Origin of the sequence: Formosa bonchosmolovskayae (assembly GCF_051016085.1) — a bacterium.
GTDB lineage: Bacteria > Bacteroidota > Bacteroidia > Flavobacteriales > Flavobacteriaceae > Formosa.
Genome location: NZ_CP174605.1, coordinates 3,827,629 through 3,850,057 on the forward strand (window position 1 = coordinate 3,827,629; position 22,429 = coordinate 3,850,057).

20 protein-coding genes are annotated in these 22,429 nt (G+C 34.7%); 12 read left to right on the plus strand and 8 right to left on the minus strand.

Annotation, left to right across the window (positions count from 1 at the left end):
* The first annotated feature begins 77 nt into the window (after positions 1-77).
* The 10 genes from ACKC83_RS16410 to ACKC83_RS16455 all read left to right on the plus strand — a co-directional run bounded on the left by ACKC83_RS16410 (position 78) and on the right by ACKC83_RS16455 (position 11,065).
* Positions 78-2,465 carry a heavy metal translocating P-type ATPase gene (locus ACKC83_RS16410; RefSeq protein WP_434036371.1) on the plus strand — a complete coding sequence of 796 codons (2,388 nt, stop codon included), beginning with the start codon at positions 78-80 and terminating at the stop codon, positions 2,463-2,465.
* A gap of 76 nt (positions 2,466-2,541) precedes the next feature.
* Positions 2,542-2,727: a cbb3-type cytochrome oxidase assembly protein CcoS gene (gene ccoS, locus ACKC83_RS16415; protein WP_414034964.1), complete on the plus strand. Its 186-nt coding sequence runs from the start codon at positions 2,542-2,544 to the stop codon at positions 2,725-2,727.
* Positions 2,728-2,739: 12 nt separating this feature from the next.
* Positions 2,740-4,920: a cytochrome-c oxidase, cbb3-type subunit I gene (gene ccoN / locus ACKC83_RS16420; RefSeq protein WP_434036372.1), complete on the plus strand. Its 2,181-nt coding sequence runs from the start codon at positions 2,740-2,742 to the stop codon at positions 4,918-4,920.
* A 207-nt stretch (positions 4,921-5,127) separates the two neighbouring features.
* Positions 5,128-6,015, plus strand: a complete 888-nt coding sequence (locus ACKC83_RS16425; protein ID WP_414034967.1) for a cbb3-type cytochrome c oxidase N-terminal domain-containing protein — start codon at positions 5,128-5,130, stop codon at positions 6,013-6,015.
* 28 nt (positions 6,016-6,043) lie between these two features.
* On the plus strand, positions 6,044-7,468 hold the full coding sequence (ccoG, locus tag ACKC83_RS16430) for a cytochrome c oxidase accessory protein CcoG (protein ID WP_434036373.1): 1,425 nt from the start codon (positions 6,044-6,046) through the stop codon (positions 7,466-7,468).
* Positions 7,469-7,486: 18 nt separating this feature from the next.
* Positions 7,487-7,933 carry a FixH family protein gene (locus tag ACKC83_RS16435; RefSeq protein ID WP_434036374.1) on the plus strand — a complete coding sequence of 149 codons (447 nt, stop codon included), beginning with the start codon at positions 7,487-7,489 and terminating at the stop codon, positions 7,931-7,933.
* Positions 7,934-8,638, plus strand: coding sequence for a sulfite exporter TauE/SafE family protein (locus ACKC83_RS16440; protein ID WP_434036375.1), 705 nt, complete (start codon positions 7,934-7,936; stop codon positions 8,636-8,638).
* Between the two features lie 365 nt (positions 8,639-9,003).
* A complete protein-coding gene (locus ACKC83_RS16445) occupies positions 9,004-9,630 on the plus strand; it encodes a YceI family protein (RefSeq protein WP_434036376.1) in 627 nt (208 codons plus the stop codon).
* Between the two features lie 90 nt (positions 9,631-9,720).
* Positions 9,721-10,251 (plus strand): RNA polymerase sigma factor, encoded by a 531-nt coding sequence (locus ACKC83_RS16450; protein WP_414034972.1) that lies wholly within the window; start codon positions 9,721-9,723, stop codon positions 10,249-10,251.
* Between the two features lies 1 nt (position 10,252).
* Positions 10,253-11,065 carry an anti-sigma factor gene (locus ACKC83_RS16455; RefSeq protein ID WP_434036377.1) on the plus strand — a complete coding sequence of 271 codons (813 nt, stop codon included), beginning with the start codon at positions 10,253-10,255 and terminating at the stop codon, positions 11,063-11,065.
* A gap of 719 nt (positions 11,066-11,784) precedes the next feature.
* Here ACKC83_RS16455 and ACKC83_RS16460 read toward each other — a convergent pair.
* The 3 genes from ACKC83_RS16460 to ACKC83_RS16470 form a co-directional block, all read right to left on the minus strand.
* Entirely contained in the window at positions 11,785-13,083 is a 1,299-nt protein-coding gene (locus tag ACKC83_RS16460; protein ID WP_434036378.1) for a tetratricopeptide repeat protein, read from the minus strand.
* A gap of 72 nt (positions 13,084-13,155) precedes the next feature.
* Complete coding sequence (locus tag ACKC83_RS16465; RefSeq protein ID WP_434036379.1) at positions 13,156-13,716, minus strand: DUF4331 family protein; 561 nt, start codon at positions 13,714-13,716, stop codon at positions 13,156-13,158.
* Between the two features lie 22 nt (positions 13,717-13,738).
* Positions 13,739-14,389: a DUF4331 family protein gene (locus ACKC83_RS16470; protein WP_414034976.1), complete on the minus strand. Its 651-nt coding sequence runs from the start codon at positions 14,387-14,389 to the stop codon at positions 13,739-13,741.
* A 151-nt stretch (positions 14,390-14,540) separates the two neighbouring features.
* Between ACKC83_RS16470 and ACKC83_RS16475 the strand changes: the two genes are divergently transcribed.
* On the plus strand, positions 14,541-15,725 hold the full coding sequence (locus tag ACKC83_RS16475) for an LETM1-related biofilm-associated protein (protein ID WP_434036380.1): 1,185 nt from the start codon (positions 14,541-14,543) through the stop codon (positions 15,723-15,725).
* Between the two features lie 16 nt (positions 15,726-15,741).
* Here the strand turns inward: ACKC83_RS16475 and ACKC83_RS16480 are convergent, their stop codons facing one another.
* The 5 genes from ACKC83_RS16480 to ACKC83_RS16500 form a co-directional block, all read right to left on the minus strand.
* Positions 15,742-16,497, minus strand: a complete 756-nt coding sequence (locus ACKC83_RS16480; protein WP_434036381.1) for a LytR/AlgR family response regulator transcription factor — start codon at positions 16,495-16,497, stop codon at positions 15,742-15,744.
* Between the two features lie 121 nt (positions 16,498-16,618).
* Complete coding sequence (locus tag ACKC83_RS16485; protein ID WP_038530121.1) at positions 16,619-16,933, minus strand: 2TM domain-containing protein; 315 nt, start codon at positions 16,931-16,933, stop codon at positions 16,619-16,621.
* A complete protein-coding gene (locus ACKC83_RS16490; RefSeq protein WP_434036382.1) occupies positions 16,933-18,267 on the minus strand; it encodes a 2TM domain-containing protein in 1,335 nt (444 codons plus the stop codon). The genes ACKC83_RS16485 and ACKC83_RS16490 overlap by 1 nt, the downstream gene beginning before the upstream one ends.
* 20 nt (positions 18,268-18,287) lie before the next feature.
* Positions 18,288-18,908 (minus strand): hypothetical protein, encoded by a 621-nt coding sequence (locus ACKC83_RS16495; protein WP_434036383.1) that lies wholly within the window; start codon positions 18,906-18,908, stop codon positions 18,288-18,290.
* A gap of 128 nt (positions 18,909-19,036) precedes the next feature.
* Positions 19,037-21,199, minus strand: a complete 2,163-nt coding sequence (locus tag ACKC83_RS16500; RefSeq protein WP_434036384.1) for a TonB-dependent receptor — start codon at positions 21,197-21,199, stop codon at positions 19,037-19,039.
* 732 nt (positions 21,200-21,931) lie between these two features.
* Between ACKC83_RS16500 and ACKC83_RS16505 the strand changes: the two genes are divergently transcribed.
* A complete protein-coding gene (locus ACKC83_RS16505) occupies positions 21,932-22,426 on the plus strand; it encodes an RNA polymerase sigma factor (protein ID WP_382383511.1) in 495 nt (164 codons plus the stop codon).
* Positions 22,427-22,429: the final 3 nt, after the last annotated feature.

The following is a 22,429-nucleotide window of genomic DNA, read 5'->3' on the forward strand; positions in this document are numbered from 1 at the left end:
TATATCCAAAAGTACTAAAATCATGACAAATATCATATTTTTACAGGCTCCTATTTTAAACCTTTGATTAAAAAAAAATGGTCCATAATTCCCAAGAAAAAACATGTTTCCATTGCGGTAACACCTGTGATAGTGTTGAAATAAATTTCGACGATAAATCATTTTGTTGTAACGGTTGTAAAACAGTTTATGAGATTTTCTCGGAAAGTAATTTAACGGCCTATTACGACATACAAAAGTCGCCAGGAGCCATTCCAAAAATAAACGAAGGTAAATTCGATTTTTTGAAAGATGAACAAATTTTAGAAAAGCTTCTAGAGTTTAACGACGATTCTATTCAGATTGCAACTTTATATATACCGCATATTCATTGTAGTTCTTGTATTTGGATTTTAGAAAACTTACACAAACTAAAACCTGAAATTACAAGCTCTCAGGTAAACTTCAACAAAAAAACGGTTCGGATTACCTACTTATCTAAAACCACTTCATTAAAAGATGTTGTTTTGCTTTTAAGTACAATTGGTTACGAACCTTATATTAGTTTAGACGATTATAGCGACGGTAAAAACCATATAAATCGCTCCATAATTTATAAACTGGGCATTGCTGGATTTGCATTTGGAAATGTTATGTTTTTGTCGTTTCCAGAATATTTTGAAGTAGATGAGTTTTGGCTAGACCAGTACAAACCTATTTTTAGATGGATGATGTTTGCCTTTTCTCTACCGGTTGTATTTTATGCCGGGCGCGATTATTTTATATCTGCCTATAAAGGCCTACGCGCTGGACTTTTAAATATAGACGTACCCATTGCTATTGGTATTTTGGTTTTATTTTTACGAAGCACTGTCGAAATTATATTCGATCTCGGTCAAGGATTTTTTGACAGTTTAACAGGATTGGTGTTCTTTTTATTATTAGGAAAGTTTTTTCAGCAGAAAACCTATTCTTTTCTATCGTTCGAGCGCGATTACAAATCGTATTTTCCCATTGCGGTGACTAAAATAGTTTCTGAAACAGAAGAAATTCCTATTCAGATTTACGACATCAAACAAGGCGATCGTTTATTAATCCGGAATGAAGAATTAATTCCTGTAGATGGTATTTTAATAAAAGGAAAAGCATCTATAGATTATAGTTTTGTAACTGGCGAATCGGAAACCATTAGTAAAGTTTCTGGAGACAAATTATTTGCTGGAGGAAAACAAACCTCTGGAAGTATTGAAATGGAAGCGGTAAAAGCTGTTAAACAAAGTTACCTAACACAACTTTGGAGTCATGATATTTTTAATAAAAACAAAGAAGATGCTTTTGTTAACTTAACCAATACCATTAGCAAACGGTTCACCATTTCTATTTTGAGTATTGCGGTAATTTCCACAGTATTTTGGTTATTCTATGATGCTAGCAAAGCCATGAACGTATTTACTGCGGTCCTTATTATAGCATGTCCTTGTGCTTTAGCTTTAGCCGCGCCTTTTACGTTTGGAAATATGCTACGTATCTTCGGAAAACATAAATTATATTTAAAGAACGCTAGCGTTATCGAACAATTAGCGGCTATTAATACGATTGTTTTCGATAAAACAGGAACCATTACCTCCAACAAAAAAAGTACTGCGACGTATGATGGAACACCTTTAACTCCAGACGAAGAACGCTTATTAAAAAATACTTTACGTGGCTCGAACCACCCATTAAGCAGAACCTTATACGATATTTTAAAAGCGAACGACATTGTTTCTTTAGACACTTTTGAAGAACATATCGGACAAGGCGTTCAGGCCTCCATAAAAAATAATGCGATAAAAGTAGGTTCGGCCAATTTTGTTGGTAAAAAAGAACTTCAGAAATCCTTAAGTACAAGTGTACACATTAGTAGTAACGAAAATTACAAAGGGAAATACACTTTTTATAACAGTTATAGGACCGGACTTTCTAAATTATTTAATGATTTAAAACAACGATATGATTTGGCGATTCTTTCTGGTGATAATGAAGGTGAGCGGGAAAATCTAAAAAAATTATTACCGACAAAAACCAAATTGTTATTCAATCAGAAACCTGCAGATAAATTGGAATATATTAAATACCATCAAACCGAAGGCTCTAAAGTTTTAATGGTTGGCGATGGTCTTAACGATTCTGGTGCTTTAGCACAAAGTGAGGTAGGTATAGCGCTTTCAGAAAATATTAATATTTTTTCTCCAGCATGTGATGGGATTATGGATGCTTCAGTTTTTCACAAATTAGAACAATTCTTAATTGCCTCGAAAACCGCTATAAAAATCATAAAATGGAGTTTTTTATTATCTTTATTATATAATTGTGTAGGCCTTTATTTTGCTGTTACAGGGCAACTTGCGCCTGTTATCGCAGCTATTCTTATGCCACTAAGTTCTATAAGCATCGTTGTATTTACTACGATAGCTTCTAACTGGGCGGGAAGAAAATTAGTTTAACCACATTCAAAACATGACAAATGTCATATTTTGAATAACATGAGCCTATTACTTTTACCGATTAATTAAGGAAAAAATGAGCGTAATTTATATTTTATTAGGAGTAAGTGTTATCGTAGCACTTGTCTTTTTTATCGCATTTATATTTGCAGTAAAAAATGGACAATACGACGACAGTTATACCCCTTCGGTGCGCATGTTATTTGAAGACGAATTAGTTTCAGAAAAACCTAAAAAAACCATACTAACTAAAAAAGAATAATCAACAATCACTATGGAAATACAACAATTCTACTACGATAATAAAATCGTTAAAAAATTCATTTATGCTACTATATTTTGGGGTGTAATTGGAATGGCTGTAGGTTTACTTCTTGCCTTCTTTTTTCTGTTTCCAAACCTTACCGACGGTATATCTTGGCTAAGTTTTGGTCGATTAAGACCTTTACATACTAATGCAGTAATTTTTGCTTTTGTTGGAAATGCCATTTTTGCCGGGGTGTATTATTCCTCGCAACGTTTACTTAAAGCCAGAATGGCTAGTGATCTTTTAAGTAGTATTAACTTTTGGGGTTGGCAACTTATTATTGTTGCGGCCGCCATTACGTTACCATTAGGTTTCACGTCGTCTAAAGAATACGCCGAATTAGAATGGCCAATTGATTTAGCAATTGCCGCGGTTTGGGTGGTATTTGGATGGAATTTAATTGCCACTTTATTAAAACGTAGACAACGTCACTTATATGTCGCTATTTGGTTTTATTTAGCAACGTTTGTGACTGTAGCTGTTTTACATATATTTAATAGTTTATCGTTGCCAGTTAGTGCCTTTAAAAGTTACTCTGTCTACGCCGGAGTACAAGATGCTCTTGTACAGTGGTGGTACGGACACAATGCGGTAGCTTTCTTTTTAACAACACCATTCTTAGGTTTAATGTATTATTTTATACCTAAAGCGGCGAACAGACCAGTATATTCTTATAAATTATCTATTGTTCACTTTTGGTCTTTAATCTTTATTTACATCTGGGCTGGACCTCACCACTTATTATATTCTGCATTACCTGAATGGGCTCAAAATTTAGGAGTTGCATTCTCTGTAATGTTATTAATGCCATCTTGGGGAGGTATGATTAACGGATTGTTAACCTTAAGAGGAGCTTGGGACAAAGTAAGAACCGACCCTGTTTTAAAATTCATGGTTGTTGCGATTACCGGTTATGGTATGGCCACTTTCGAAGGTCCGTTACTGTCTCTTAAAAGTGTAAATGCTGTTGGTCACTATACCGATTGGATTATTGCACACGTTCACGTTGGTGCTTTAGCATGGAACGGATTCTTAACATTTGGTATGATTTATTGGTTAATACCACGCTTATTTAAAACAAAATTATACTCTATAAAACTTGCTAATGCTCACTTCTGGATCGGAACATTAGGTATTGTAATGTACGCACTGCCTTTATATGTTGCTGGATTCTTACAGGCAAGTATGTGGAAACAGTTTAATCCTGACGGAACTCTAGTTTATGGGAACTTCTTAGAAACGGTAACAGAAATTATTCCAATGTATGCCATGCGTGCGGCTGGAGGAACATTATACCTAATTGGTATGATTGTTTTAATATACAACGTATATGCAACCGTAAAACAAGGTTCTGAAGTAACAGACGAATTGGCCGAAGCACCTGCTTTAGAACGTGTATCTAAAAGACGTATTGCTGGCGAAGGCTTCCATACCTGGTTAGAACGTAAACCTATTCAGTTAACTATTTTAGCGACTATTGCCATCTTAATTGGAGGTGTTATACAGATAGTACCAACCATTATGGTAAAATCTAACATACCAACTATTAGTAGCGTTAAACCTTATTCGCCTTTAGAACTTGAAGGTCGAGACATTTACATTCGTGAAGGTTGTGTGGGTTGTCACTCACAAATGATTAGACCATTTAGAAGTGAAGTAGAACGTTACGGAGATTACTCTAAAGCTGGAGAATATGTTTACGATCACCCATTCCTATGGGGAAGTAAGCGTACGGGTCCAGACTTACACCGTATTGGAGGGAAATACTCAGACAACTGGCACTTAAATCACATGTACGATCCACAAAGTACATCTAGTGGTTCTATCATGCCTGCTTACCAGTGGATTGTTAGAGACGAATTAGACAAATCTGATACAGAAGCTAAAATGAAAGTTATGGCTAATCTAGGTGTACCATATACCGAAGAAGACATTGCTAATGCACAACAAAGCATGTTAGAGCAAGGTACAGCTATAGAAAAGAACCTATATAGTGATCCTGATTTTGCCGAAAATTATGAAAACGATAAGACCTCTGCAGCTGCCAATGGTGAAGATTTTATTGAAATGAAAAATCGTGAAATAGTAGCGCTTATAGCATACTTACAACGATTAGGAACAGACATAAAAGTAAAAGACGTAGAATAACTAAAAACCAAAAACCATGTTTAGCTTCGTAAAAAACTATATGGATAGTATGGAGGGTATAGAAATATACCCAATACTATCATTATTAATATTCTTCGGCTTTTTTGTTGTCTTATTTTGGTGGGTATTAACCTCTAAAAAAGACTACATAGACACGGTAAGCCAACTTCCTTTTGAAAACGATAACCACCAAAACGAAACCAAATTATGAGAAAATACATACCATCTTACATAAGAGTACCCGTCCTATTCTTTGCAATAGCGGGATTAATTGAATATTTTGTAGACTCAGGCAACGAACCTGCTTTTATAAAGTTCCCAATCGTGTTGGTGTTCTTGGTTTTGGTTTTAGTCGTTATATTAGCTATTGAAGGTATTGTTTCTGCTTTAGACAATGTATTATTTCAAAGTTTGGACGAAGCCGGAAAAGCCAGGTATTTAGCGAACAATAATAAGACGCCAAAAATTGTACAGAAAATTAAAGACCTGTATGTAAAATCATTAGGACAGAAACCAATTGCCCAAGAAAGTGAAATTATATTAGATCATAATTATGATGGTATTCGTGAGTTAGACAATTCATTACCGCCATGGTGGAAATATTCATTTTACATCTCTATTATCTTCGCCATAGTATATATGCTAAAATATGAAGTTTTTAATGGTGATTCTCAAATTGATGAATACCAAACAGAACTTGCTGAAGCTAAAATAGCTATTGAAGAATACAAAAAAACCGCTAAAGATTTAGTCGATGCTAATACAGTAACCTTATTAACCGATGCTGCAGACCTTGGCGCTGGTAAATCTATTTTCGAAGCCAACTGCGTTGCTTGTCATATGGCAGATGGTGGTGGTGGTATTGGTCCAAACCTTACCGATGACCATTGGATTTTAGGTGGTGGTATTAAAAACGTTTTCCACACTGTAAGTGAAGGAGGTCGTGCAGGAAAAGGTATGATCGCTTGGAAACAAAGTTTAAAACCAGCTCAGATAGCTCAAGTATCTAGTTATGTTTTAAGCTTACAAGGCACCACACCTGCTAAACCTAAAGAAGCCGAAGGTGATATTTGGGTAGCAGAACCTGCTGAATAAATTAAAGAAAGAACAAAAAAAATAAATAATGGAAACGCCAGAACAAGAAGCATTTCGAGATTCTATTGGCACACTAACTGAAGATGGTAAACGTGCGTGGGTATTTCCTAAACAACCTAAAGGAAGATTTTACGACAAACGTAAATTAGTAAGTTACATCTTATTAATTATGTTAATTGCGTCCCCTTTTATAAAAATAAATGGGAATCAATTTTTAATGTTCAATGTTTTAGAACGCCGATTTAATATTTTCGGATTTCCGTTCTGGCCACAAGATTTTAAACTTTTTGTGGTTTCTTTACTTATAGGTGTTGTATTTATTGCATTGTTCACCGTAGCGTTTGGTCGTATTTTCTGTGGTTGGATTTGTCCGCAAACTATTTTCATGGAAATGGTTTTCCGTAGAATTGAATACTGGATAGACGGGGATCGTGGAAAACAAATGCGTTTGGAACGCCAGCCATGGAATGCCGAAAAAATACGTAAACGTGTTTTAAAATGGTTTTTATTCCTTGTGATTTCATTTTTTATTTCCAACGTATTTTTAGCTTACTTAATTGGTGGAGACGAAGTTTTAAGCTACATTAAAGAAGGTCCGACAGCACATTTTAGCACCTTAATATCTTTACTAATTTTCACTGCTGTATTCTATTTTGTATTTACTTGGTTTAGAGAACAAGTGTGTATTATTGCGTGTCCTTATGGAAGATTGCAAGGGGTTCTATTAGACGATAAATCAATTATTGTGGCCTACGACCATAAACGTGGTGAAGGTGAAAATGGTCGAAAAAAATATCGTAAAAACGAAGACCGAGAGGCTCTAGGTCACGGAGACTGTATAGATTGTAGACAATGTGTGCACGTCTGCCCTACTGGAATAGATATTAGAAACGGTACACAATTAGAATGTGTAAACTGTACGGCTTGTATAGACGAGTGCGATTCTATTATGGATAGTATTGGCTACCCTAGAGGACTAATTAGATACGCGAGCGAAGAAGAGATAGAGAAAAAGGAATCTTTTAAATTTACTGCTCGACTTAAAGCATATACTGCGGTATTAATTGTACTTATCCTAGTTTGGGGCGGCATGCTTTTTAGCAGAAACGATTTAGAAGCTACTGTTTTAAGATTACCTGGGCAGTTATACGAACATAAAGATAACAACGTTATAAGTAATGTATTCACGTATAAACTGATTAACAAAACTAACGACGACATAGAAGCAGTCTCTTTTAAATTAGTCGATTATCCAGGGGAATTAAAATTAGTCTCTACTACAGATCAATTTGTTGTTCCTGGTCAAGGTTTGGCTGAAGGGACTTTGTTTATAGAAATTAAACAATCGGACTTAAAAGGTGATAAAAACGAACTAACATTAGAAGTTTACAGTCACGATAGATTAATTGAAACGACTACAGTGAGTTTCTTGGCACCTAGAAGCTACAAATAATTACTAAAGCATATCATTATGAGAATAAATTGGGGAACAGGAATTGTTATAGCTTTTGTATGCTTTATCGGATTCATAATGTATTTGGTTGTAAATATGATGACCGATGACAAATTCCAACACGAATTGGTTGTCGAAGATTATTACAAACAAGAATTAAGCTTACAAGACGACATTGATAAAGAAATAAATTCACAAACCTTAGAAGAAAATGTATCTTGGGAACATACCAACGACGGCATTCTTATCCAATTCCCAACATCGATAGAACCTTCCGAAATTTCTGGAACTGTTTATTTCTATAGACCATCAAAGAAATCTTTAGATTTTGAAGTGCCTCTGGTTTTAAACAATCATGCAATCTTAATTCCTAAGGACAGACTTGTTGATGGCCGATGGAATCTCACTGTAGATTGGAAAAATGGAGATGCTAGCTATCTTTACAAGAAATCTATAGTGTACTAAATGTTTATTTCTGCCTTTATATTTGGTCTTTTAGGAAGCTTCCACTGTATTGGTATGTGCGGTCCCATTGCGTTTATGCTACCCGTAGACCGCAGTAACCCGATAAAGAAAATAAGTCAGATTTTCATTTATCATTTCGGACGCCTCCTTGCCTATAGCATTATCGGATTGGTTTTTGGGTTCTTAGGTAAAGGCTTGTATATTTTTGGGCTACAACAAAAATTATCTATAATAGTTGGAGTATTATTAATTGTTATTGTACTCCTACCCTATAAAACATTTAGTACATACAATTTTTCTAAACCTATATTTAAAGTTATTTCCAAAGTAAAAAAAGGAATGGGTGTTGCTCTTCAGAAAAAGACAGCAGACACTTTTTTAACCATAGGATTCTTAAATGGCTTTCTTCCGTGTGGTTTGGTTTATATGGCTGTGTTATCGTCTATTGCGACAGCGCAACCCTTAAAAGGAGCCTTATATATGTTTTTATTTGGATTGGGTACCATTCCATTAATGACTACGGCCATCTATTTTGGAAATATGCTTAGTAGTTTAGCAAAGAAACGTATTCAAAAACTAATACCTGTATTTGTTATAATTATTGGTATACTTTTTATAATTAGAGGTCTTGGACTTGGAATTCCGTATATGTCTCCTAAAATAAACCCAGATACTGTAGAAAGTACTATGGAATGTATAGAATAAAAAAAAGCAGTGACTTTAACATGTAAAGAAACTGCTTTTTTAAACTAAAAATTAACTAACAAACTTTAAATTCTATTTTATAACCAACCAAAATTATTATAGAATTTGTATTGAAAAAAAAACTAACTAACTATTTATACTTCAAATTTAAGCCCTTAATTGGAGGTAGACAAACTTGCTATCGAACTTTGTATATTATTTAACAGCCTGTGTTAAAGCTTTCTAAACGTTAGCTGAAATTACGCCGTTTTACTTAAAATTTTAACAGGAACTAAATCCGTAGTAAATAGAATAGCGTATTATTTGAATTGGACTAAATATTCAGTAATTTCGAGCAGCAATAAAAAACAAAAAATAGTCGTAATATGAAAAAAGTAACAATCTTAATGGCTGCATTTGCGCTTGTATTTGCAACAAGCTGTAAATCTGACAAAAAGGAATCTACAATTACTGAAACGCCAGCAGAAAAAACAGAGCAATTTGTTTTGAAACCAGAAGGTACAACAGTGAATTGGACCGCTTATAAAACCACTGCAAAAACACCTGTTTCTGGAGTATTCACTACATTAAATTTTGAACCACACGCAGGGGAATCGCCGCAAGAAGCTTTAAACGGTGTTACCTTTTCAATTCCGGTAAGTAGTATTTTCTCTAAAGATTCTATTCGTGATGGAAAATTACAAAAGTTCTTTTTTAATGTTATGGCTGATACCGACCTATTAAAAGGAACTTTAAAAACAACTTCTGCTACAGAAGCCATCGCAACTATTACAATGAATGGCGAAACAAACGATTTACCATTAACTTACACCGTAACCGAAGACAGACGTGTATCGCTAACTGGTGTGATGCAGTTAAAAGACTGGAATGCACTAGATGCTCTAGCCACTTTACACGAAGCTTGCGAAGTATTACACACAGGAGCAGATGGCGTTAGTAAAACCTGGGAGGAAGTTGCTATAAATATAGATACGTATTTAAGAGAAAACTAAAATCTTGATTTAATTATAAATAAAAAGCTACTTAATGTAGCTTTTTTTTATGACTTTAATTAACTACTTTCCCCTTTCAGAAACTACTATATGCAGTTAGAACCACTTATTGAAAGATTTCAGCAAAAAGACGAAAAAGCCTTTGAAGCATTATATACTATGTACTCCAAAAACATTCATGGTGTTATTTATAATATAGTTCGAGATCAAGACATTGCAGAAGAAATTATGCAAGACGTTTTTATTAAAGCATGGCATAAAGCCGAAAGCTACGCTCCCGAAAAAGGGCGCTTTTTTACATGGCTTTTAAATATTGCCCGCAATGCCGCAATAGATAAAACCCGATCTAAATCATTTAAAAATAAAAAGCAAAACCTTGATGCTCAATTTTTCGTAGATATATTAGAACACGGCGATAACTTAGATACTAAAACCGATGCCATAGGTATTGGAAAATTTGTAAACAAACTTGCTAAAAAATGTATTGAGGTTATTGAGTTATTATACTTTAAAGGATATACCCAAAAAGAAGCATCAGAAACTTTAGACATGCCTATTGGCACTATTAAAACAAGGAATAGAAATTGCATTAACGAGTTACGCACTATAGTATTAAACTAATATGGATATACATAACTACATAAATTCTGGTATTTTAGAACTGTATGTTGCTGGTGCGCTTTCTCCTGAAGAAAATAAGGAGGTGTACGCTATGATGCAGAAACATCCTGAAGTTTTAGGTGAAGTTCTACAAATAGAAGCCGCTGTTTTAAAACTTACAGAAGCAACCGCTCCTAAAAACACAGTCTTAGATTTTAATCCTATTGCTGAAAAAATTAGACAAGAGAATACCGAATCTAAAGTGATTAACATGAAAGCTGAGCGGCTTAGAACGAGCTGGCTATCTGTTACAGGATGGGCTGCCGCTGTTATTTTGGGTATCGGATTGCTCTGGTCTATACAAGAAAACACAGCGTTACAATCTAAAATTAGCCATTCAGAGACAAATAAAGACTTTCTGGAACAACAAATTGAAATTGCAAATTCCGATTTAAAAGAAGCTAAAAACCTAATCACAATTTTACGTGATAAAGACATGTTAGCTATTCCGCTGGACGGGCAAGCCATTTATCCGGAAGCTTATGCCAAGGTTTATTGGGATAAGACCTCTAACAATATGTATCTAGATGCCCAAGGTTTACCAGAACCTCCAAAAGGCAAAGTATACCAAGTGTGGTCTTTAACTTTAAATCCGTTAACTCCCACAAGTTTAGGAACGTTAGATGATTTTGTATCAGACACTAATAAAATATTTACTATTGAGAATGCAAATGCTTCTGAAGCCTTCGGTATAACCTTAGAACCTGCTGGCGGAAGTGACGCTCCTACTCTAGAACAATTGTATGCCTTAGGAACTGTAGCTTCAGTATCTTAATCAGTACACTTTCTAAATAGAAATAAGAGATTTTATATACAAGCCCAGAATCAAGATTAACGCACTTGACTCTGGGCTTTTTTATGGAATTAGACTTCTATTATACATGACTTAGTCTCGAAAGTTGTGCGTGAGATTGACATATTGCTTGATCTTTGTAAGAAAGAAACACATTGTCTTCAGTATTAGACTTTCCTATTCTGTTGCTAACAAAGTGCCTTTTAGAATATTTTACAATCACAAATCACACTTAAAATCAAAGCATAGGAAAATTGTTTGCTGATTTGTATACCATTCTGTGCTATGCTCGAATGCCGTTTATTTACCAAAATGTAATCTTTTCACTGCTTTCCTAGGTTGTATCTAAAACGGTGAAACCTTCAAATTACTATAGGACATTCCAGCGGAGTCGAGAATATAAACATGTGGGAATACCTATTAAAAAGCTTTTCAACCTATAGCGAATACTATTACACTTAATTATAGGGCTATTTTGAATTACTTATTCATATAATCATAAATGCTTCTAAAGAATCTTTTCATGTGTAAATAATCGGAATATTAGCTTCATTTCCAGATTTAAGCACGGCACTAACAAGGATAGAACAAGACCTCATATCATCTTTAAAACTTTAAATTAAACATAAAAAAAGGGTTCATTATTTTCATAACAAACCCTTTTCTAACAAAAACCACCAACAAAAATTATTTCATAATTTTTAAATACTTTTATTAAACTGTGTTGCCACAGGACCCAACTCGTAAGAAGCTTCTAATAATTCCTTTTTTAAGTCATGCGCTTCAGCTACTTTTCCATTTGCTTTATAAATATGTGCCATATGGCTCAGAATTGTAGGCTCGAAACTTTTGTCTTTCACGTAGGTTTCTACAATATCTAATGCTTTTTCAGATTCACCTCTCTTATAATAACTCCAAGCTAACAAATCGTAAGAATGTGGTGTCGGTCTGTTTTCCACTTCCTTCTTGGCTATTTTTAAAGCCGAATCGAAAATTTGTAATTCGTCTGTAAATACAATTGTATTATAAGCGTTGTACATATCGCCATACTTTTCATTTTCCACAGCTTTCAAATACGCATTAAGGTGTTTAGATTTGGACAAACTATCTCCCATATATGCTGCAATTTCAGCTTTTAACAACTCATAATCTGGAGTTTTGTGCGTCTGCGTTACTTTGTTTAAAATACGCATTGCCTCTTGTGGGTTATTATCGTAAGAATAAGCAATCCATGCAATACCTTTTTTTGAATACGCATCGGAAGGATCTAAAGACAAGGCCTTTAAATAATATTCATACGATTTTTTAACTTGACCGTCGTGTCCATAATAATCGGCAATATTTGTATATACCCACTGTTTCTTGTTGGGATTATTCGAAGATTCGGCCATTTTTAGTGCTTTCTCCATGTACTTAATTGCCCCATCTAAATTGCCTTCATGATCTTGCCATTTAGATAAACGAATTAAGTAATCGAAATCACTAAAATCCTGAATTTCGACTAAATACTTTGTGGCTTCGTTAGTATTTCCCAACTCTAGATACACATCGAATAGCATATTTTGAGTTCCTTTTAAATGCTCTCCTATAGCTTCTGCTTTTTTTAACAGTTCCAGAGATTCTTTAAAACGATGTTGCGAAATATAATTTCTCGCCAACGCTCTTAAATAACCAGAATTACTATAATTAGTTCGTTTATTGGCTTCAATTAAATCCATTTCAGCTTCAATTAAGTAATCAATATTACCTGTGATATTAAATTTAGCCGATAAGGCAGATGCTTTCTTTGCTAAATAAGGAAACTGATCTGGATGATTCTTCAGTTTACTATCCCAAAATTTATAATCGCCTTCTAAAGTCTGTAACCAATCCTGATCTTCTGTTTCTATATACGCGTTATAATCGTTTTTCTGAGCTATGTCTTTATCTTTTAACTTTGTACTGCAACTAAAACAAATTAGCGCTAGTGCAAATAGATTTATAATGTGTAATGTTTTCATGGTGTGTGGTGTTTTTGTTATTAAAATCAATAGGGCAAAACTACATCTGCCCTATTGAAAGATGTAAATCGTTTACCAAGCTGAAGCTAAGTAAGGAAATGAGCTTAAAAACTCTTTATCATTCATATCGACGTTATCATTTGAAAGTGTTGGATTTTCAGAAAAATCTTCACCTCCAAAAATTAATAACAACTCTACAGTAATGACATCGTCTGTTAATTTTCTACCGGTTAATACATTCGTACCATCGTAAAACGTTGTTTCGCCATCTAAAGACACCGTTAAAACATCTGTAGCCAAAAGGCCTGTAAATGTCGCTGCGTCTAATCCCAGCGCATTAGTATCTCCTTCTTCTCCATAAGCAGGACTTAAGGCTTCTAAATTAGCTTGAAACATAGGTTGAAACGCAGCACCTTGACTTGAAGGAATTGTAACATTAAACTGATCTTTAGCATCTGGCGACACAAATACCGTATTTATAGCAGGTCTCCCCATTTGATCGGCTTGTGTATACGTTCCAGAAAAATCTGGTCCAGCTGGATCTATAGTCATATTATTATCATCGTCGTTCGAGCAGTTAAAAGATAGTATTGAAACGCCTACTGCAACTAGCATATATTTTAAAGTTTTCATATGTGTGTATTTTTAAAATTAATTATTGTTTTGTTTTCGATTCTACCCAAGTATTGATAGTTCCTGATCCACCAAGCATAGACTTTGGCACCTCAACAACTACAGACATTACATTTGTTCCTGCGAACGTATCGCTTCCTGGAGAATTAAAACCTGAAGCATTTCCTGCAATAATTTCTGTATACTGTGCGAAATCCATAAAAAACGGATCGTCTCTAGGTCCTGCAAAAAGTTTCATCCCGTTACTGTTTCCTATAATAGCCTCGCTTCCGTATGGTGTAATATCTACCATTCCTGTAGTACCTGCGGTTTCAATCGCGCTATTTAATCCTGTTGTTGATGGCTTAACGGGTCCAAAGAAATACATTTTACCATCACGAGGAATGGCTTGAATTACCCAGTCTTCAATTTTATCGTCGTTCGTATCAATATTAATTTCGATTAAAGTGTTTTCGTCGAACATGGCATCGTTTGAGGCCGACGGACTTAATAAACCTTGCACATTTGCCACAAACACCAGATTGCTGGTATCTTCACCTTGAAAGGCATAAAAATCGGTAATATCACTTGTACCACCTTTTACTGCTGGAGCATCGATATGATCGGCCGCTACCATAAAGAAACCTGCTATGGATAAAGCTCCGATTCCTAAAATAATTTTCATTGTTTTCATAATAATTGAGATTTTTAGTTAGTGATTAATTTCACTCTCACCATACCTACGAAAAAAAGAAAGAGGCGGTTTTGTTAAAACTATGTTAATGCTAAAAATTTGTATATTTTTACTTAAGAAAACTACATTTGTAAGACAAATACCATAACCTATGAACCCATCTGCTAACGGCTGGATAAAAAAATTAATTAAGGAGTTATCTAAGCAAACCCTACTAGACAACCCAACAGATTACGAATTTTATAAAGCGTTCCGCAATTCGGGATTTATCTATGGCTATAATATTAAAGTGGTTAATGAGTATATTATAAATCCAGATCTTACCGAAGAAGAATTATGTAAGGTAAATTTGTGTATTGCATTTATAAATACACATAAAACTAGTGGGTCGGACACTAATTTATTTGAAAGTATCATCGACTTTTACACGGCAATAAACGAGAACAAATCTACTTTTCTTGAAGACCTTTTGGGACGAGATTCTGCAGAAATTTTAGTAGAAAAGATTATGCAAAAGCGGATTCAGATTCATGAAAATATAATTAGCAAAAACTTCAATCATTATATTACCAATGTCTTATTATACATTGATATTATAGCATACGATCACTTTCTAAAGACAAAAACCATAACTAAATCGTATTTAGAAACTCTAGAAGCCACTATAATTACAATTGTTATTGAGGCTTTAAGTCTGAAGTCTGAAAAAAGTAGTTACGATAAAAGTTTAATTGAATTATTTCAGTCGTCTTTACGATATGAGCAAATTGTGCAACTTACCTATGCCGAAGCAATAGAACACGCCAAGAACCTGAGTCATAATCTATATTATTTAGATATCGCATGTATGGCCGCTTGGAGTGATTCTTGGATCGAAGCCGCCGAAGCCGAATTTCTGGAAAATCTTAGTATAGCGCTCCAGATTAATGACGAAGAACGCAATGAATCTTTAAACTCTATTAACCTATTTTTTAATGCCAATCGTGACAAAATTCCACTATTGAGTGCTAAAAATGTGGTAAAAAGTTTCTACAACCGCTCATCACAAATTGTAAGTAAACTAATTACTAGAAACAGCCATCGGTTATTGAGAGAATTACGCGATAGTAAAGAATTGATGATTTTACTCTCAAAATCTACCGTGCGAGATTTAACGCCTAAAGAGCACAAAAAAGTGAACGAACAACTCTTAGATATTTTTAAATCTATTCCGAGTTTGGCCATATTTTTACTTCCGGGAGGCGCTATTTTACTACCTATCGTGATTAAATTTATTCCTAAACTGTTACCATCGGCTTTTGATGATAACCGTATAGAAGTTGAAGACGAGGATTAAATGTGGTTCTAAAGGACTATTCTAACCAGTCTTTAAACGATTTTACACGCTCTCTAGCAACAATAACCTGATCGTCTTTATACGAGTTTAGTTTAATTTCTAATCGTGAATTGGTATAGTTTACCATATCGTGAATGGCATTAATATTTACAATGAATTTTCTGTTTATCCTGTAAAATGCATTAGGCTCTAATTCTTGTTCTAATTGGTCTAAAGTTGAGTTTAAAAGATAGTTTCTACCTGAATTTGTATGTAGGTACGTCCCTTTGTTTTCGCTATAAAAACACTCGACATCGTCACTATTAATCAGTTTTAAATGCTGACCAACTTGTACCGAGAATCGTTTTTTATAGGTGCGATCTAACGGGTTTACTAGCAGATTTTTAATTTCGTTAAAATCTAAAACCACTTGTTCCTGTTTTGGGATTCGGGTTTTAAATTTTTCGACAGCCAACTCCAAATCATCTTCGTCTATAGGTTTAAGCAAATAGTCTATACTATTTAATTTAAAAGCTTTAAGCGCGTATTCGTCGTACGCCGTTGTAAATATTATAGCCGATTCTATGTTAACGCTTTCAAAAATCTCGAACGATAAACCGTCGCTTAATTGTATATCTAAAAAGATAAGGTCCGGATGTTCATTATTTTGAAACCATAGTATCGATTCTTCTACGGAATGCAACAGCACATCTACCTCTAAACCTAGTTGATTAACCATACGTTGCAGGCGTCTTGCCGATGGTTTTTCGTCTTCTATTATAATAACTTTCATAAGGGGTTAAAACTTCTAATATTAAACTGTATGCTAATTGGTTCTGCGTGAGGGATTGGAGCAAGCTACCGTGTAGCGCGGAAAGCGCGGTTTTGGAGCTTTGCGGAAAAACACGCCCAAATTATTCCCATTTATGATTCCGTTCTTTTTCCATAAGCTCTTTAATCTTATCATCTTCCCAATTTTTACCAATTACCAGTGTTGGTAAAAATACAGACACTCCATGAGCTAGTAGGCCAATTCCCCAAGAGCCTAAGGTTATAAAATTTTTCCATTGGAAATAGCTTTCTCCTGGATCCAAATTTTTAATATTTATTAATACCAGTACAAGGTTAACAACTATATATATTAAAGCATGTCTATAAAAACCACTAATACGTCTTACTCGTTTTTTTGCGCGTTCGTAGCGTTCTTGTTCAAAGTGTGAATTGTCCATTAGTTCCAGTTTTTTTGTTGTTTTTCTTCCTTTAAAATAGATTCTATCTTACGCTCTTCCCAAGATTTTCCATAACCAAATACAGAAAATCCGTGAATTATAAGCCCCATTCCCCACCCTAACATTGGGTACCAAAACCATTGATGTTCCCAGAAGGTTTGATAATTAATAAATATTAAAAACGGAATGACAACACAGTATGATACTAAGTTCCCGTAAAATCCTTTTATTTCTTCTACTCTTTTCTTTGCACGATTATATGCCTCTTGCTCGTTATAATTATGTTTTATTTGTTCCATTGTTGTAATGCGTTTTGTAAGTATTGGTAATTTAACTGCGAAATACGTTTCGGTTTCGTCTATCAATACTTTTCTGTTAGTTAATATGCCGTAGCGATTTACTATGTTTTGTAATCCTACACCTTTTCTGGTTTGTAAAACCTCTTTCTTTTGTAAATTATTCTTCACAACCAAGACATTGTCTTCTATGGTTATGTTAATTTCTAATGGTTTTTGCTCGCTTACCGTGTTGTGTTTAATCGTATTTTCTAACAACAACTGCAAGGACAAAGGCACCACTTTAGCTTCTGGATTGTCGTAGTTTTCTGGTAAGTGAAAAACGATACTGTTTTCGAATCGCATTTTAAGCAAATTCATATACGTTTTAGCAAACTTCAATTCCTCTTCGACTGTGACTAATTCTTTATCTTTTTGCTCTAATACATAGCGGTAAATTTTAGATAAAGACACTGTAAAACGTTGTGCGCTATCTGGGTTTTCTTCAATTAAAGACGTTAACACGTTTAGACTATTGAATAAAAAATGCGGATCGATTTGATTTTTTAAACTCTCGAACTGCGCACTTGCCGTTCCCGCAATAACCTTTTGCTCTTTAAGTTTGTTTTGTTGATAGGCATTGTAATAATATACCAAATGAAATACGATAACGATGCTAATCGTAATCCAAAAGCCGAAAACATAATCTGAACCCCTTTCGGTAGCCACAAACTCACTGAACGATTGGCCTTGATATACCATTTTGGTAAAACCATGAATTATAAATAGACCAATAATTGTAATTAAAGATGCACCAATAAAGCCAACTAAAAGTCTTAATAGATGCTGATTAGCCTTCCACGGTCGTTTCGATAAAATATCAAAATAAGCCATATTAGAATATCCTAATACAAAAGCGTATAGCTGGTAGAATATAAAATCGATGAAGAAATCATTAACCGAATTATAATTAAATCCGCCAAACCACATATTCCCGATTAGGTATACCACACAACCTAATCCAAATGTAATCGCTATACTTTTTACTGATTTAATCATATTCAAGATCCTCGTTCTAATTATTTACATGATGCCAACACGTGCTTAGCGCGTTCTTCTCCCCATTTAGGATGAAATGCAGATTCCGGTTTAAAGTTAACAAAAAGTTCTAATGCATGCGCTATATCCTTACAAAACGGCGCCGTGTCTTGTCCGAAATACTTTGCACTTCCCATACCCCATTCTGCTTTCCCTAAAACCACCATCGGATTTTCTGGAGCCAAGGCATATGCTTTATTATACAGTTCTGTAATTTTAGAAGAATACTTCATCCCGAAAGTCATCCCGTCGAACGCTACCCAATTGGTGTAAATTTGAGCCTGTAACACCATGATATCGGCATTATTAGGACTTATGCCTTTTGCAGTGTTTAAATACTCCTGGGCCTTGTCCAAATTAGCTTTAAGCACCGTTGCATCTTTCTCCGTCCAACTCTTTAAGCTGTTTAATTGCGCCACGTAGTAATTAGGCAACCATTGGTCAGGTTCGGCAGTTGCAATACGCTCGAAAAGTTGTTCTGCTTCTGCTTGCTTATTGTCTTGCCATAACGCAAAAGCCTTTTGCATACCGGTTTCAAAATTGGACTGTGCGTTAGTTACTGTATTCACTAAAAGCACGATTAAAAGAATTAAATGTTTCATATTGTATTGGTTGATTAATTATTATAAAGCAAATATCTATGTAACGTCTTGGTTTCTAAAAAACGAAATACCGAACTGTAGTTTTTGTATGATGAACCGTAAGATGCCATCATTTCAAAATAAAATTCCTATAAATTATCTAATTGATTGTCTGTGCCGTTATCGCTAATCGTCCAAAAGAAGCCTACAAAAAAGAACTGATCGCTAGCCGGCGTTAAGGCCCTGCTGTTATAAACGCCATTACTATTTGGAGTACTGGCATATTGGTAACCATTAACATTCTTAAAATCGAGAACATTATTTACTGATAGATACAGAATTTTTTGCGGACTAATTAAATAAGCCCAATTCAGACTCAGATTGTTATATGCTTTCGTTTTATTGTTTAAAAAACCCGTTTCATTTGGATTGGTGTAAGTACGTCCAGAAGCCAAACTGTAACTAAAACCTATCTGACTTTTCCAATCGTCTACCCAATATTTTCCTACTACAGAAAAGTTATGAGAATTGGCAAAATTAGGTTGTGCAGCTATTGGATAATTCAGATAATCGCGTTCCGTATCTAAGTAGGAATAACTCACCCAATAGTCAAAATTTCTAAGGGTTTTATCATCTCTAAAAAACAAATCGAATCCTTTGGCGTAACCCGAGCCATTATTGGTAAACACACTGTTATAACTCGCATATTCGGTATCGTACTTTATTAAATTACGATAGTCTTTAAAGTAAGCTTCTGCACGAAAGAGACGCCCATCACCATTTAACTGATAGTTTAACAAATAATGACTAGATTCTTCTGAATCAATATTTTGACTAAACTTTAAAATATCATTATTCGGATTCTGATAAAAGGAACCGTAAGCTAAAGACACCTGACTTTTAGACGCTACCTTATAAGCTAAAGATATACGAGGTGCCACATCGAACGTCTTAAAAAGCGCACTATATTCTCCGCGTAATCCTGCTTTTAAAGCCAACTTTTTTGTAAAAATCATATCGGCCTCTACAAAGGATGCAGAGATGGAATTATCAAATCCATACGACTCCGAAGTTGTATTAATCGCCTTAAACGATTCATCGAAATTGGAGAACAATTGTTCGGCTCCAAAGTTTAATTTATACCGATTATTAAAACGATATTTCAAGGCTACTTTGGCATGCATTGCATGTTCTAAATTATCGACCTCATCCGATTCAATATGTATATCTGATTTATTATTAGTATAACTTCCGCCTGCAAATACAGACCAATTCGCATTCAATTTTCCTTGATACGACGTATTTACATATAAGTTTTTGTTATTCAGTTTATAATTAACGCCATCTTCATAATCGATATGCTCCTGAGTTAACTCAAAGTCACTAAGCTCGTAAGCCGTATACAATTTAAACAGCCCTTTATTCATTTTTTTGCGAAACACAGCTTCTCCAGAAAAACTCTGATATGGTTTTTCCCAATCGTTTCTCCCCGGAAACAACGAGATATACGGCCCTAAATTCATATAAGATGCATTAACACTCAGCGCGCTTTTTTCCCACTTTTTGGTATGACCAAGAGCGCCTCCAACCGACATTAACCCTATATCTGTTTTGTTTTGCTCCGGTTCATCAATGGTGTTTAACAATAACACGCTAGACAAGGCCTGACCGTATTCGGCAGAATACCCACCTGTTGAAAAGGTAATACCATCGAACAAAAACGGCGAATATCGCCCACGTGTTGGCACGTTATTAGCCGTTGGCGTATAAGGTGTAAAAACGCGAATACCATCGATAAAAATCTGTGTTTCGTTAGCTTCTCCACCTCTAACAAACAATCGACCATCTTCGGCAACCGTTGTGGTTCCTGGCAGAGTTTGCAAAGCACCTACAAAATCACCTAAAGCACTAGCCGTTGTAACCACATCTAAAGACGACAAGGCATTGACTTTACTATTGTCTCCCGCAGAAAACGTTCCTGCCGAAAGCACCACAGCATCTAAGGCATTGACATCTTCCCGCAATTTTATTTCAACATCTTGAAAATTGGAAACATCTCCAGATTTACGGTAGGTCTCAAAGCTTATAAACGATACAATAAGAATTTGAGCACCCGTTTCAGTCGTTTTAAAACTAAATGTTCCCGATTCATCGCTAGTTCCGCCATCGTAAGACCCTTCTAAATACACATTAGCACCTACGATAGGATTCTGTTTAGCATCCGTAACACGACCAGAAATTAAGGTCTGAGCGCACACGTGGTTTAGAGTGAATAAGCACATTATAATAAGAAGACTTTCTAATTGTTTCATGTTTTGATTGGTTATAATTAGTCATACAAAAAAGAAACAGATACTACCGTTTAAAAACTAAAGTCTACCCAACTGTTATATTTCAAGGATGAATTGATAGTGCACGTCTTTTATTGTTTTCAAACTTCACGTTAAGCATCAGCACGCGATATTTTTCTCATTGTTCCCGCTTCGATATTCAACTTCTTTTTATACATTTTTCTCATGAAATGCACATCTGTAAAATCCATTCAAAACTCGCATATTTTGGAATACCATATATAATTCACCTATCGTTTTAATAGTAAAAGCGAAGAAAAAATCAGCTCACGATATTAAAGCACGGCAGGTTATAGGCTTAAAAATCATCAGTATTTTAGGTGACCTGCATTGGTTATAAATCATTTATTAGAATAAAAATGTTAGCGCTCTTTTAGTTTACGTGTGAACAGTCCTTGATAAACCTAAACACCTAAAAAAAAGAACCATAGACAATATCTATTGCAAAACACAATAAACTTAAATCCAATAGAATAAAACACACAACATAAACAATTAATTTAATACAAACCAACAGTTAATTTCGCCTTAAAATTATTGTTTGAAATAAAAATAAGCTTTGATAATCCTCTTAGAATTTATAATATCGGACGTAGAAATTCTACATTAATCCGATAGTAAACCAATCAATTTTCATTACACTTGTAACAAATCAGAGAGATAAGACACTAATACCTTAACTAACCTTTCGACTTGAATAAAGAGCAAGAACATAATTTTATTAAACTGCTTGAAGAGCATCAAAACATCGTTCATAAAGTGTGCAGATTATACACGAACGATTACGATGCTCACAACGATTTATTTCAAGAGATTACCATTCAACTTTGGAAAGCCTACCCTAAGTTTCGTGGCGATGCAAAATTTAGTACTTGGATGTATCGTATTGGATTAAACACAGCCATTACCTTATACCGAAAATCTAAAAGAAGAGTTGAAACTCAAGATTTCGATACCGTACAATTTAGAATAAAAGCTGAAGAATACGACGACACCGAAGAGGAGCAATTAAAACTGCTTTACAGTGCCGTTAAACAATTAAACGACATTGAAAAAGCGCTTGTTTTCTTGTATTTAGAAGACAAAAATTACAAAGAGATTAGCGAAACTATGGGAATTAGCGAAGTGAATGCTAGAGTGAAGATGAATCGTGTAAAAACGAAGTTAAGAACTATTTTAAATCCGTAACCC

Excerpts from the sequence above, each read along its gene's own strand:
- ACKC83_RS16410 (WP_434036371.1), top strand. The coding sequence starts at position 78 with ATGGTCCATAATTCCCAAGAAAAAACATGTTTCCATTGCGGTAACACC.
- ccoS (WP_414034964.1), top strand. The coding sequence starts at position 2,542 with ATGAGCGTAATTTATATTTTATTAGGAGTAAGTGTTATCGTAGCACTT.
- ccoN (WP_434036372.1), top strand. The coding sequence starts at position 2,740 with ATGGAAATACAACAATTCTACTACGATAATAAAATCGTTAAAAAATTC.
- ACKC83_RS16425 (WP_414034967.1), top strand. The coding sequence starts at position 5,128 with ATGAGAAAATACATACCATCTTACATAAGAGTACCCGTCCTATTCTTT.
- ccoG (WP_434036373.1), top strand. The coding sequence starts at position 6,044 with ATGGAAACGCCAGAACAAGAAGCATTTCGAGATTCTATTGGCACACTA.
- ACKC83_RS16435 (WP_434036374.1), top strand. The coding sequence starts at position 7,487 with ATGAGAATAAATTGGGGAACAGGAATTGTTATAGCTTTTGTATGCTTT.
- ACKC83_RS16440 (WP_434036375.1), top strand. The coding sequence starts at position 7,934 with ATGTTTATTTCTGCCTTTATATTTGGTCTTTTAGGAAGCTTCCACTGT.
- ACKC83_RS16445 (WP_434036376.1), top strand. The coding sequence starts at position 9,004 with ATGAAAAAAGTAACAATCTTAATGGCTGCATTTGCGCTTGTATTTGCA.
- ACKC83_RS16450 (WP_414034972.1), top strand. The coding sequence starts at position 9,721 with ATGCAGTTAGAACCACTTATTGAAAGATTTCAGCAAAAAGACGAAAAA.
- ACKC83_RS16455 (WP_434036377.1), top strand. The coding sequence starts at position 10,253 with ATGGATATACATAACTACATAAATTCTGGTATTTTAGAACTGTATGTT.
- ACKC83_RS16460 (WP_434036378.1), bottom strand. The coding sequence starts at position 13,083 with ATGAAAACATTACACATTATAAATCTATTTGCACTAGCGCTAATTTGT.
- ACKC83_RS16465 (WP_434036379.1), bottom strand. The coding sequence starts at position 13,716 with ATGAAAACTTTAAAATATATGCTAGTTGCAGTAGGCGTTTCAATACTA.
- ACKC83_RS16470 (WP_414034976.1), bottom strand. The coding sequence starts at position 14,389 with ATGAAAACAATGAAAATTATTTTAGGAATCGGAGCTTTATCCATAGCA.
- ACKC83_RS16475 (WP_434036380.1), top strand. The coding sequence starts at position 14,541 with ATGAACCCATCTGCTAACGGCTGGATAAAAAAATTAATTAAGGAGTTA.
- ACKC83_RS16480 (WP_434036381.1), bottom strand. The coding sequence starts at position 16,497 with ATGAAAGTTATTATAATAGAAGACGAAAAACCATCGGCAAGACGCCTG.
- ACKC83_RS16485 (WP_038530121.1), bottom strand. The coding sequence starts at position 16,933 with ATGGACAATTCACACTTTGAACAAGAACGCTACGAACGCGCAAAAAAA.
- ACKC83_RS16490 (WP_434036382.1), bottom strand. The coding sequence starts at position 18,267 with ATGATTAAATCAGTAAAAAGTATAGCGATTACATTTGGATTAGGTTGT.
- ACKC83_RS16495 (WP_434036383.1), bottom strand. The coding sequence starts at position 18,908 with ATGAAACATTTAATTCTTTTAATCGTGCTTTTAGTGAATACAGTAACT.
- ACKC83_RS16500 (WP_434036384.1), bottom strand. The coding sequence starts at position 21,199 with ATGAAACAATTAGAAAGTCTTCTTATTATAATGTGCTTATTCACTCTA.